This is a genomic window from Chromohalobacter israelensis DSM 3043, from assembly GCF_000055785.1.
In the GTDB taxonomy this organism is placed as follows: domain Bacteria; phylum Pseudomonadota; class Gammaproteobacteria; order Pseudomonadales; family Halomonadaceae; genus Chromohalobacter; species Chromohalobacter israelensis.
Genome location: NC_007963.1, coordinates 1,596,739 through 1,609,512, shown reverse-complemented (window position 1 = coordinate 1,609,512; position 12,774 = coordinate 1,596,739). Strand labels below are relative to the sequence as shown.

Below are 12,774 nucleotides of genomic sequence, written 5' to 3'. Positions count from 1 at the left end.
CAGCCCTGCAGCGAACGAAGGCTGGTCGATGCACGCATGACATCGATATCCATCGCCTGATAGGCTGAATTGTGTTATTTCGTGAACAAGTTCGACTAGGCGATAGGAAATCGGCTAACCGCCAGATCCGCGCGCACACAACCACAACAAGACGCTTACGAGGCATTCTTCCTTGATTCGAATCGACAACGTCTCCAAGTCGTTCGGCGGCTTGCAGGCAGTACGGGGCGTTTCCTTCGAGGTAGCGCAGGGCAGTATCACCGGCTTGATCGGGCCCAATGGGGCCGGCAAGAGCTCGCTGTTCAACATCGTCGCTGGACTCTTTCCCCCTTCCAGCGGCCGCGTGCTGCTCGACGGTCAGGACATCACCGGCCTTCCGCCCCACAAACTCTTCCATCGTGGCCTGGTACGCACCTTCCAGATTCCGCATGAATTCTCGCGCATGACCGTGCGCGAGAACCTGATGGTGGTGCCACCGGGGCAAAGCGGCGAGAACCTGTTCAAGACCTGGCTGCGCTGGGGCAAGGTCAAGCAGCAGGACAGCGAGGTGCTGGACCGCGTCGACGACGTGCTCAAGTTCCTGGAGATCACCCACGTCGCCGACGAACTGGCCGGCAACCTCTCGGGCGGACAAAAGAAGCTGCTCGATCTGGGCCGCACGATGATGACCGATGCGAAGATGGTACTGCTCGATGAACCCGGCGCCGGCGTCAACCGCACCCTGCTCGGCAAGATCCGCGAAGCGATCCTGCGACTCAACCGCGAACGCGGCTACACCTTCTGCGTCATCGAGCACGACATGGACCTGATCTCGGCGCTCTGCGAGCCGGTCCACGTGATGGCCAACGGCGAGCTCATCGCCTCCGGCTCGATGGAGACGCTGCGCCAGAACGAAGAGGTCCGCGAGGCCTATCTGGGCGGAGGCGCCAGCGGCCGGATGGGCGAAGAAACACCTCGCCAGAACTCAACGGATGAAGGAGCGTCCTCATGAGCAGCCTGCTCGAAGCCAAGGGCCTCTATGGCGGCTATGGCGGCGCCGACATCCTTCAGGGCACCAATCTGCGCGTGGAGGCCGACGAGATCGTGGTCATCGTCGGCCCCAACGGCGCCGGCAAGTCCACCGCCATGAAGGCGGTGTTCGGCCTGCTGCGCATCCGCGAGGGCGAAGTTCGCTACCGTGGCGAGACGATCACCAATGCCAAGCCCGAGCAGATGGTCCGCCGCGGCATCGCCTATGTACCTCAGGAGAAGAACGTCTTTCCGTCGTTGACGGTACGCGAGAATCTCGAGATGGGGGCCTACCTGATGAAGGGCGACCTGTCCCAGCGTCTCGACAAGGTCTACACGCTGTTTCCCAAGCTTGCCGAGCGGCGGCGCCAGCAGGCCGGACTGATGTCCGGCGGCGAGCGCCAGATGGTCGCCATGGGCCGTGCGCTGATGATCGACCCGCAGCTGTTGATGCTCGACGAGCCCACCGCCGGCCTCTCGCCGCTGCTGATCGACGAAACCTTCGAGCGCATTCAGGAAATAAATGCCCAGGGCATCGGCGTGCTGATGGTCGAGCAGAATGCCAAGCAGGCACTGGCCATCGCCAATCGGGGCTACGTGCTGGCCACCGGCAGCAACCGCTACGAAGACACCGGTCCCAATCTGTTGGCCAACCCGGAAGTCGCCGAAATGTTCCTGGGAGGCTGAACCATGACCGATATCCTGCAACTTCTCATCTACGGCCTGGTCTTGGGCAGCGTCCTGACCATGGGCGCGATCGGCGTGTCGATGATCTTCGGCATCCTGCGCTTCGCGCACTTCGCGCATGGCGACTTCATGACCCTGGGGGCCTACCTTGGCCTGTCCTTCATCTCGGCCTTCGGCCTGAGTTCGTGGTGGGCGCTGCCCGCGGCGATGGTCGGCATGGCGGTGATCGCGGTGTTCATCGACCAGGTACTCTACCGACGCATTCGCCGCACCCAGCCGGTGATCCTGCTGATCGCCTCGTTCGGCATGGCACTGATCCTGCGCAGCCTGGTGCAGCTGATCTGGGGGTCCGACAACCAGACGTACACCTCGGGCATCCAGTTTCCTTGGCGGCTCGACTGGCTGGGCGGAATGCGGCTCAAGCCCGATCATCTATGGATCATGCTGATCTCGCTGGGTCTGGTCGCCGGCGTGCATCTGTTCCTGACGCGCACCCGGCTGGGCAAGGCGATGCGTGCCATGTCCGACAACATGGACCTGGCGCTGGTCTCGGGGATTCCCGCCGAGCGCGTGATCATGGTCACCTGGGTGATCGGCGGTGCGCTGGCAGGCGCGGCCGGCGTGTTCCTGGGCATCGACACGCGCCTGCATCCGGTGATGGGCTGGACCGCGCTGCTGCCGGTGTTCGCGGCGGCGATTCTCGGCGGCATCGGCCGACCCTACGGCGCCATTGCCGGCGGCATGATCATCGGCGTGTCGATGGAGATGTCGACGCTGCTGATTCCTGCCGCCTACAAACCCGCCGTGGCCTTCGCGATCATGGTCGGCATGCTCATCCTGCGTCCGCAGGGCATCTTCAAGGGGACTGTGTGATGGAACTCTCCGGCATCGCCTCGTACCTGATCTCGTTTCTGACCTTCGCCGGCGTCTACGCCGTTCTCGCGCTGGGCCTCAACATGCAGTGGGGCTTCACCGGTCAGTTCAACATCGGCATCGCCGGCTTCTTCGCGGTCGGCGCCTATACCAGCGCGATCCTCACCACGCCGTCTAGTCCCGCCTACCTGGGCGGCTTCGGCATGCCGTTTCTGGTCGGCCTGGCCGGTGCGGTCATCGCCTCGACGCTGCTCGGCCTGGTCGTCGGCCTGATCACCGCGCGGCTGCGCACCGACTACCTGGCCATCGCCTCGATCGGCATCGCCGAGATGGTCCGCCTGTTCGTCAAGAACGAGGACTGGCTGACCAACGGCGTACGCGGCATCGCCGGCATCGAGCGGCCGTTCGCCGACACCGTGCTGGATAGCCCGCTCACCTATCTGGTGATCGTGGCACTGTTCGTCGCCGGGGTGTATTTCCTGGTCGAGCGCGCCTACGCCTCGCCCTGGGGCCGCGTGCTGCGCGCCATTCGCGAGAATGAGCCGGCCACCGCGGCGGCCGGCAAGTCGATCGCCGGCTTCCGACTGCAGGCCTTCGTGCTGGGCTCGGCGATCATGGGCCTGGGGGGCGGGCTCTATGCCCACTTCTTCGGCTTTCTCAGCCCCGAGGCGTTCATGCCGCTCTATGGCACCTTCCTTGTCTGGGTGATGCTGATCGCCGGCGGCAGCGGCAACAATCGTGGCGCGATTCTCGGCGCCGTCCTGGTATGGGGCGTGTGGTCGGGGACCGAGCTGCTCACCGGCTTGCTGCCCGCCGAGCATGCCACCCAGGGCGCGGCCCTGCGCGTGCTGCTGATCGGAGTGCTGTTGCAAGTCATCCTGGTCACTCGGCCAGAGGGGGTGCTCCCCGAGAAACCGCCCAGGCTGATCGCCAGAAAGCGCTGAGTACCGGCGACGCTCCAGCGGCTCCCCTGCACGTTTCCCTGTCATGACAGTCACGACAACGCCCGGCCTGAGCCGGGCGTTGCGTGAATGGCAATAGCGCTGAAACGTTCGCCGCGGCGGCCAGACGACATCCGACCGCCCGACGAGCGATTACATCTTGGGTTCGAAGATTCGATTGGTCACCACTTCGCCATCCTTGAACGTCCACTCGCCGAAGGTCCCCGGCACGTCGCCGTTGTCGTCGAAGTTGACCGAACCGGACGCGCCTTCATAATCGATTTCCTTGCCTTCCTCGAGCAGCTTGACGGCTTTCTCGAACTCGCCCGGACCGACCTGCTCGCCCGGCGGATTGGCCACCGCGCGCAGTTGGTCGCGAATCGCCACGCTGTCGGTGGAACCCGCCGCCTGAGCCGCCAGCGACAGCAGATAGAAGGCGTCGTAGGCGGTATCCAGATAGGGCTTGGGCGGCAGCGAGTCGTATTCGCTCTCATAGGCGCTGCTGAAATGCTGGGCGCCCGGGGAGTCGTCGCGGGCCTGCGGCACGGTGCCCACCGAGCCCTCGAGATATTGCGCCCCCAGGTTGTCGACCAGCTCGGGGGCCTTCATGCCGTCGGTGAACACGAAGTTTCGGAAGAAACCGCCTTCCAGCGCCTGACGCAGGATGGTCTGCCCGTTCTCCGGATAGCCGACCAGGACCAGCGCCTCCGCATCGTCGCTGGCCGCCTGCTGCAGTTCGCCGCGATAGGCCGCCTGGCCCTGTTCGTAGGCCACCGTGGCGGACACCGTGCCCCCCGCCTTTTCGAAGGCCTGGGTGAAAGCCTCGGCCAACCCTTTGCCGTAATCGTTGTTGATATAGATGATGCTGACGTTTTCGTAGCCCTTCTCCTGGGTCACTTCGGAGAGCGCTACGCCCTGGAAGGCGTCAGACGGTACGGTACGAAACAGGAAGTCGTCGTCATCCAGCGAAGTGATGACCGGCGAAGTCGAGGCGCTGCTGACCTGCGGTATCTGCTCGGCCTTGGCAACGCTCTGCGCCACGGGAATGGTCACCCCACTGGAGAGCGCGCCCATGATCGCGTTGACGCCCTCGATGTTGACCAGCTTCTGGGCCGCGGCGACGCCGGGCTGCGGCGAGGTCTGAGTGTCGCCACTGCTGATCTCGACGTCTTCGCCGAGCACGCCGCCGGCAGCATTGATCTCCTTGGCCGCGAGTTGCGCCGCCTTGAGCGCGGGTTCGCCATAGCTTTGCAGGTCGCCGGTCAGCGGCACCAGCACACCGATCTTGAGCGGTTCGGCCAGGGCGGAAATACTGGTGGCCAGGGCCACCGCGGAAATAGCACCGATAAGCGGTTTCTTGACGGTCATTGCAGAAGACTCCTTGTGCAGACCTTAATTGTTGATTGATCGGCGGGTATGACCCTTCATTTTGCTATCAACCCGACGTCCAGCATAAGCGGATCGCTGACATTAGACAAAGCACTGCGTCATACGATGATCAACGCCCATTCGGCACACCGACAGTCGCGAGCAAAACTCAACGATTACGTAGCAGGCTAATTTTTACCAACCACACACTACTTTTTTCGTTGGATTCATAGAAAACTCAACGAATTGGTGTTGTGGCTGGTACGCAGATTCCTGATCTGCTGGTAACGCCTGAGCGACATCCTGCAAGCCTCGCTAGACACAAGACGCCAGAGACGGCGAATATTTACCTCGTCACCCACACCCGATACTGGCCATGGGCAAGCGTCTCACTGGACTAATAATATGACATTCCAACAACTCACTTACTTCCTTGCGGCTCTTGATCATGGAACCCTCTCCAAGGCTGCAGAAAGTCTCGACCTCAGCCAACCTAGCTTGTCTGAGCAAATCATTCGTCTGGAAGAGTCCCTGGGAAGCCCACTCTTCGTACGCACTAATCGGCGCCTTCGCCTGACGGAGGCAGGACGTAGTTTTGAGCCCCATGCCAGGGCCTGTTTGGATGCGGCACGTCAAGGGCAACATTCCGTTCAGACCTATCGCGAGATGAGCGGCGGTGTAGCCAGTTTTGGAACCTTCGGCAGCGCGCATCATTACTTTCTGAATGAGCTAATCACCAACTTTCGTACTCGATATCCCGACATGCGTCTGCGATTGCAAGGCTATAACTCAGCTGAAGTCGCATGCGCCGTAAGCGAGGGAGAACTGGAAGCCGGCCTGGTCATGCTGCCGGTTGAAGAGCGGAACTTGAAAGTTGGGGAACCCGTATGGTCTGCACGCGTCGGCTATATCAGCGCGGAGTCCGATCATCTGAAGGGATACAAGGACATCAGGGCACTGGCTGAAGCTCCGCTGATCCTGACCGAGGCTCGCTGGCATAGAGGCGATCCAATTCGTCACCAACTAAACCTGCGCGCCCAGAGAGCCGGCGTAGTGCTATCTCCCATTATTGAAGTTGAGCATCAAGTCACCGGTTTCGAACTCGCCGCACGCGGCTTAGGCGATGTCATCGCCACGCAGCCTATCTTGCATCATCTTGGCTATCAGGATCGTCTCGGATGGGTCCCACTCGAGCCGCCGTTGTTCGAGGTCTTTGCCTTTATTCAGCACCGCGACACTCCACTATCACCGGCGACACACGTGCTGCTTGGTATGATGCGCAAGCAACTCCAATCCATACAAAGTCGCTATAGTCATCTCGCAAGCTGAAACGATGACGCCCTATCGTGCAGGTGACGAAAAGCGTCTATCCCAGCCAAAGGCAATGCCTATACGAAGCATCCCCCATACCTACTTCATCTACCTCCCGAGTAGCGGGATAGTAACCCCGTACCCTTGAACAACGGCATAGGCCCGTTTCGGGAGATAATGATGGAACCACCTCGCTATTGCATCATTGGCGCCGGCGCCGCCGGCATGGCCGCCCTCAAGACTCTGCGCGAAGAAGGTTTCGATGTCGATTGCTTTGAGAAAAGCAACCGCGTTGGAGGCCACTGGCACACAGATTATGAAGCACTGCATCTCATTACTCCGCGTGATAGCTCGGCATTCGAGGATTTCCCGATGCCGGATGACTACCCGCTCTATCCGAGCCGCGATCAGGTTCGCGACTACCTGGAGGCTTATGCCAGATATTTCGATCTCGAACGCTACATTCGATTCGAAACCGGCATCGAGCGTATTCATCCTCTTGGCCGACGGGGTGAGTCGGGCTGGCGCGTCGTCCTGTCCAACGGTGAAACCCGGTACTATCGAGGTGTCATGGTGGCTAATGGGCATCTCTGGGACCCCAAGGTCCCCGACGTGGCCAGTAACTTCACCGGCAAATCGTTGCACTCCTGCGAATACAACAGCGTCGACGATTTGGAAGGAAAAACCCTGGTCGTGGGCTTCGGCAACTCGGGTTGTGACCTGGCCGTGGACGCCGCTCAACACCGTCACGATGTCTCCATCGTGATTCGTCGAGGCCAGGTGTTCCAGCCAAAGACATTGTGTGGCCAGCCACGTTCGGAATTATCGTTTCTGAACGAGTTGCCGCCCGAACAACAAGGCATGCTGACCCACCTGCTCATTTACGCCTCGCTCGGCCCAGCCGAGCGGTATCCGGGACTACCGACCCCGGAAACGTTCGACCTCGATGCTCAGCCTCCCGTGGTCAACACCCTGCTTCCTTACTGGATTCATCATGGACGCGTCAAGGTCATGCCCGGTATCGAACGAATCGAGGGTCATCGCGTGTTTTTCACTGATGGAAGCAGTGATGAATTCGGCACCATCCTCTGGGCCACGGGCTTCAATGTGCGGCTGCCATTCATCAGCGATGAGCTTCTCGAGTGGCAAGAGGGCGTGCCTCTTCGCACCGCCGCGGCGATCCTTCCGACCATGCTTGAGTCGCTTTTTTTCGTCGGCCTTTGCGCGCCGCGAGGCCCTCAGTGGCCGGTCTACTGTGCTCAAGCCCATCTCATCGCCGACATGCTGAGACTTCAAGAGTCCGGCATGACCGATCTTGCCGAACGCTTTCGCGAGAGCGACACCCCCGAAACACGGATCGATATCGTGCGGCGTTTCTGGCAAGCCGACTTCGACGAGACACAACGTCGTCTAGCCTTCATGAGATCGCCCACCACCTTATCGAAAAAGCGCTACGGAATCTCTTGAACTTATCTATGGGAACGGCAAATAAACCGAGCTTGTAACTATTGCTCGACATGCAATCTTCATCATTCTCACAGAATGGGGGAACCTCCGAAAAAGCCGAATAAACACACCGAAACCCAATCGATAATGGATTCAATAGAACAACACAACTCCCTGAATTATCGAAACGGCATCGCCTGCAGCCAGCGACTGAATGGCAAGTCTGTCACTGCCAGGTGAACGCTCGATATCACAACAATGAACAGCAGGTGGAAACATGTTCAATCATGAGAACACTTCAAGAAGAGACTCGGACGACTCTACAACTGACGAAGCAATAAGCTTGAGCTTTTCCAGAGCATTTTCCTCACTCATTCTGATCATCTCCTTCATCTTCATCTGTTATGTGTTGCTCGGCGCGTCGCTGCAACTGGTCATGCTGATGAGTCTGATAGCCGCCATGGGGCTAGGCGTACTGAACGGCTTTTCCTTCGCATACATCGAGAAACACGCCTGCGATGCGATCAAGCAGGTCATCCCGCTGATGTTCATCCTCTTTGCCGTCGGTGCCCTCATCGGTGCCTGGATGCTCTCGGGTACGGTGCCGGCCATCATTTACGGCGGTCTCTCGATCATCTCACCTCAATATTTCCTGATCACCACGGTGTTGCTCTGCATGGCAACGTCGTTGGCAACGGGCACATCCTGGGGGACCATGGGCACGATGGGCATCGCCATGATGGGTGTCGGTGCGGGCATCGGCATTGACCCCGGAATTACGGCCGGGGCCATCATTTCCGGCGCCTATTTCGGTGACAAGCTGTCTCCCCTCTCGGATAGCACTAACCTGGCACCAGCGGTTTCCGGCAGCACGTTGCTCGAGCATATTCGGCGCACGCTATGGACGACCCTGCCCGCCATCGTTCTGACTCTGATCGTGTTCCTGGTCATTGGTCTGTCCACGGGTAGCAGTGCAGGAGATCTGGCCGCGAACGCACAGCAGATCGATGCCATTCGCGCAGGTCTCCAGGATCACTTCAACATCACCTGGGGCTCTGCCGTGCCTCTGGTCATCGTGGTTGGTCTTCTGATCGCCAAGCAGCCTGCCTACACATCCATATTGGTAGGTGCCGTGGTCGGTGGGCTGATGGCTATCCCGCTTCAGGGGGCAAGCCTCGATGACACACTGGCCGTGCTCTATCAGGGATTCTCAATCGAGACCGGACTGACCAATCTCGATTCGTTACTCAACCGTGGTGGCGTGCAGAGCATGTATCCCCTGGCAGCCTTGTTTTTCTTCGCTGTCGGCCTGGGTGGAGTCCTCAACGGCACGGGAATCATCACGGGAACGATGCGTCCCGTTCTGCCCTGGCTCAACTCCGTGCGTCGCGTCTCCCTGGCGACCATCCCCCTGGTATTGTTGACCCTAATGATCGGCGCTTCATTCAGCTTCGCTGCCGTCATCACCGGCACCATAATGAAACCCATTTACCAACGCTTCGGTATCGAGCCCAGAAACCTGTCACGCACCATCGAAGATACAGGGACGGTCAACGACCCTACGTTCCCCTGGTCAAGCGGTGCCATCTATGCTTCGGGTGTGCTGGGTGTCGCGACACTGGACTACCTTCCCTTCATGTATTTCGCCTTTTTCTCGATGGCATTTTCGGTGCTTTATGCCGCAACTGGATTCACCATTACCACGAGGGATACCCCACACATTCTCTTTCCTTGGTCAGACAATAAAAGTGAAACAAACCACGCTGATGTGCAAAAAAACCCATAGGAACCTGTCCCTCTTATCCGAGCAGCTAGAAACCATCGACTCTCGATCTTGGTATGTCATTGCCTCGCCATAGCGGGGCTTTTTATCCCCTTCGCTGCGATGTCGATCATTCCGATATAACAACCAATACAAACCTTTGCGCCTAAACCACTTCCTCAGGAGTTTTCATTATGTCTCTCGAATCAACGCCCACGGTCATCGTCACAGGTAGCGCATCCGGCATGGGGCAAGCCTGTGCGCAGCGTTTCCTTGACGAAGGCTGGCGTGTTATCGCGCTCGATACTCAGCCTCAACTGACCGACCATACTCGCCTGGTTCCCGTCCAGGCCAATATCTGCGATGAGCAGCAAGTCGCCGAGGTCATCGATCACGCCGTTGGTGACAAGCCTGTCTCGGCGTTGGTGCACGCTGCGGGGGTCTTCCCGACATCGAATCTCGAGACCTTCGATGAAGAGAGCTATCGACGGATCTTCGATGTCAACGTACTCGGCACCCTCAACATTACCCGCGTTGCCTCGGAGCACATGCACCATGGAGGGTCCATGATGCTGTTCGCAACGGTCGATGCCTTCGCCGTATCGGCGAACCAGTTGCTGTACAGCGCTTCGAAGGCAGCCGTGGTATCGATTACCAAGTCGCTGGCCCTCGAGTTGGCAGAGCAAGGAATTGTCGTCAATGCCATGGCTCCCGGCTGGGTGGACACCCCCGGTACCCGGGCCGGAGGACGCCTGGAGGAGGGAATCAAGGCAGTACCGCTTAAACGCGCGGCTCAGCCGGCCGAGATCGCTGATTGGGCCTGGCAGTTCTGTCGCAGTCCAGGCTACGTGACCGGTGAAATCCTGTGCATCAGTGGCGGAATCATTGTTCGCTGACACATCACGTGACGATCAAGGCCGAGCCGGACCGACGGCACGGGGAGACTCATCCGGGAGGACGAAACATGCAACTGTGCTGGATACATCCCACGCCAAGAACGACAGAGCTCGAGGCACTCTGGCAGGCGCTGGCCACATCGATGTCGGCGATCGTGGCGCCGGGTAACCGTCTAGACTTTCGTTTCCTGGAAAACAGCGGTGGTTTCACCCGCTCGCTCTATGCCGAGCATCTAAACTCGGTGTTAATGGTGGAAGCAGCGATACAAGCTCAGGATGAGGATTACGATGGCGTGCTGCTGGGTTGCTGGAACGATCCTCTCTGGGAGGCCCGGGAAATGCTGGATATTCCGGTTGCCTCCGTCGGCGAGCAGTCATTGCTGGCTGCCCTCACCATGGGTCACCGCTTTGCAGTGGTCACGGTTGCCGAGAAGACGGCGTTCGCCATCGAAAGAGACATCCAGGCTTATGGCCTGTCCGAACGGGCGATCCGCCAGCCGGTTCGCACCATCAGGCCCTTTTCCGATACAAACTTACTAAAGGAATCGCTCACGCATCCCGAGTCACGCTTTCTGCCGCGCTTCGAGAACGTGGCGCGACAATGTATCGCCGATGGCGCCGAGATCATCCTAGTTGGGTGTGCCTATTATGGACCCCTACTGCGTCGGGCCGGCCATTACCAGATCACCGGCACCGCAGTGCCAATCGTCGATGCTTCCGCCATAGCCGTGAAATATCTGGAAGCCATGACTGGAGTTGCTCAGACGACCAGCCTAGTCAAAAGCTACGCCAATGCATTTGCCGGTGTTCCAAGCACGGCCATCGAAGGAGGCAGAGACGCACTGTCATTACGCTGATAACACCCTGCCCGGCAAAAGGTGTAAAGCGTCGTCCCAATGCGGGTTCCGGGACGACGCTCACGAATGTACAAGCCAACTCAAGAATCAGAAGCAGCCTATCGGATTGGTGGCATAGCTCACCAGCAGATTCTTGGTCTGCTGATAGTATTACAATGCCTGCTTGTGGGTTTCACGCACGATCCAGGACTTTTTCTAGCCACGTAAGGGGCAGAAAGCGCACCCAGAGCTGGTACGATGTCACCATGAGTGAAGTCAACGGCACCATCGCTACACGCTCGAGCCGGTGACCGGCGACACAGTCCGCGACATCCACATCGACCAGAGAGGAGAGCGGCCTAGATTTCCTTTGCCGTCTCGGCGAACATTTCGACGCCATGACCACCGTCAAAGCCGCGCGGCTACTATATTCACCCAGCCCTCTCAGGTCCCACTGCCGACCAGATCGCCTCCTCAGCCCAACTGATGGACATCAGGCATATCCTGCTCGCCGAACTGCGATGCCGAACAAGCACACGTGAGCGCGCCGTGCCACGTAGCCGGGACGAAGCATCAAATAGCGAGAACATCGATGAGGAAATCTTAATCCAAAGATGAGAATATGAAATATTCTCGTTTATACGGATCTGCGTCATGTTGCGTGACTCACCCAGCCACTACGGCAGCATCACGCGATGCCTGCACTGGCTCATCGCGATTCTGGTCATCCTTCAGCTGACCAGCTCGTTCTTCAATATCCTGTGGGAGGGAAACGTCTACAGTCAGGCTATCGTGCAGTGGCACACGACCATCGGCGTCGGCATTCTCGCCTTGATGGCCATGCGCACGCTGTGGGCCATCTCGCAGCTCAGGCACCGGCCGGAGCACCGTGGCGCACTTCAAAAGGCGGCGATATGGGGGCATGTGCTGATGTATCTGGTGCTGCTGCTGATGCCGCTCTCGGGCATGGCATTCACCTGGGGGGCGGGCTACGGCGTATATGTCTTCGGCACGGCGTATTGGACCGACGCCGATGTGCCCTGGGCCGCCGCGTTCGGCCAACTCCATGCACCACTTTCCTGGCTCCTCTCTGCCTTGGTGACCGGACATATCCTCATGGCCGGCTACCACCGGTTGATCCGGCGTGACGACACGCTACACCGGATGCTCGGGCGCTAGGCGTTCACGGTCCGTACCGTCTAGCGCCCCCTTGATGGCCCACTTCCCTGCCGCTGCTATATCAGCGGCCGGGCTGTATTGACCGCCTGCACGAGTGCGTGAAAAGCGACAGGCTTTAGCGCGCAGGCGGGGGGGGGGGGCGACGACGGCGCGCGAGGAGTCTCACGACAGGGCCTCATCCAAATACAAGGGAGCCGGCTGCCGGAGGCGGCTCTAAAGCGTTGGCAGTGCAGCAAGAAATGAGATAGCTTCAAACTTTGACAGCTATTTAACATTAGTGTTTACGGCTTTTTCCCAGACCATACCCTCCTCCATGGAAGACACAGCCACTATCCATGATGTCCCTGCTCTCTTCACGATCTGGCCTATCAAGCGCGTCCAGATATCTACGCCGCTGCACCGGGCTCATATCTCGCAGCGAATGATTCGACACGACTTTCTTATCATTTGCTTTACGGAATGCTCTT

At 59.2% G+C, this 12,774-nt stretch carries 11 protein-coding genes; 10 read left to right on the top strand and 1 reads right to left on the bottom strand.

From position 1 onward, the window contains the following. Positions 1–172: 172 nt before the first annotated feature. Genes CSAL_RS07220 through CSAL_RS07205 form a run of 4 tightly spaced genes read left to right on the top strand, consistent with a single transcriptional unit; the run spans position 173 to position 3,512 of the window. Positions 173–991 carry an ABC transporter ATP-binding protein gene (locus CSAL_RS07220; RefSeq protein ID WP_011506722.1) on the top strand — a complete coding sequence of 273 codons (819 nt, stop codon included), beginning with the start codon at positions 173–175 and terminating at the stop codon, positions 989–991. Beyond that, positions 988–1,695, top strand: a complete 708-nt coding sequence (locus CSAL_RS07215; RefSeq protein ID WP_011506721.1) for an ABC transporter ATP-binding protein — start codon at positions 988–990, stop codon at positions 1,693–1,695. Before CSAL_RS07220 ends, CSAL_RS07215 begins: the two co-directional genes overlap by 4 nt. Before the next feature lie 3 nt (positions 1,696–1,698). Next, positions 1,699–2,568 (top strand): branched-chain amino acid ABC transporter permease, encoded by an 870-nt coding sequence (locus CSAL_RS07210; RefSeq protein WP_011506720.1) that lies wholly within the window; start codon positions 1,699–1,701, stop codon positions 2,566–2,568. Then, positions 2,568–3,512, top strand: a complete 945-nt coding sequence (locus tag CSAL_RS07205) for a branched-chain amino acid ABC transporter permease (RefSeq protein ID WP_011506719.1) — start codon at positions 2,568–2,570, stop codon at positions 3,510–3,512. Before CSAL_RS07210 ends, CSAL_RS07205 begins: the two co-directional genes overlap by 1 nt. Positions 3,513–3,662: 150 nt before the next feature. Here the strand turns inward: CSAL_RS07205 and CSAL_RS07200 are convergent, their stop codons facing one another. After that, entirely contained in the window at positions 3,663–4,877 is a 1,215-nt protein-coding gene (locus CSAL_RS07200) for an ABC transporter substrate-binding protein (protein WP_011506718.1), read from the bottom strand. 405 nt (positions 4,878–5,282) lie between these two features. Here CSAL_RS07200 and CSAL_RS17200 point away from each other — a divergent pair, with 405 nt between their 5' ends. From CSAL_RS17200 to CSAL_RS07165, 6 genes are all read left to right on the top strand, one after another. Continuing rightward, positions 5,283–6,206: a LysR family transcriptional regulator gene (locus CSAL_RS17200; RefSeq protein ID WP_011506717.1), complete on the top strand. Its 924-nt coding sequence runs from the start codon at positions 5,283–5,285 to the stop codon at positions 6,204–6,206. A gap of 159 nt (positions 6,207–6,365) precedes the next feature. Then, positions 6,366–7,655, top strand: coding sequence for a flavin-containing monooxygenase (locus CSAL_RS07185; RefSeq protein WP_222832154.1), 1,290 nt, complete (start codon positions 6,366–6,368; stop codon positions 7,653–7,655). Positions 7,656–7,911: 256 nt separating this feature from the next. After that, positions 7,912–9,420, top strand: a complete 1,509-nt coding sequence (gene nhaC, locus CSAL_RS07180) for a Na+/H+ antiporter NhaC (protein ID WP_011506715.1) — start codon at positions 7,912–7,914, stop codon at positions 9,418–9,420. 170 nt (positions 9,421–9,590) lie between these two features. Next, positions 9,591–10,292 (top strand): SDR family NAD(P)-dependent oxidoreductase, encoded by a 702-nt coding sequence (locus CSAL_RS07175; protein ID WP_011506714.1) that lies wholly within the window; start codon positions 9,591–9,593, stop codon positions 10,290–10,292. Positions 10,293–10,360: 68 nt separating this feature from the next. After that, positions 10,361–11,149 carry an aspartate/glutamate racemase family protein gene (locus tag CSAL_RS07170; protein ID WP_011506713.1) on the top strand — a complete coding sequence of 263 codons (789 nt, stop codon included), beginning with the start codon at positions 10,361–10,363 and terminating at the stop codon, positions 11,147–11,149. A gap of 633 nt (positions 11,150–11,782) precedes the next feature. After that, positions 11,783–12,307, top strand: a complete 525-nt coding sequence (locus CSAL_RS07165; protein ID WP_011506712.1) for a cytochrome b — start codon at positions 11,783–11,785, stop codon at positions 12,305–12,307. Positions 12,308–12,774: the final 467 nt, after the last annotated feature.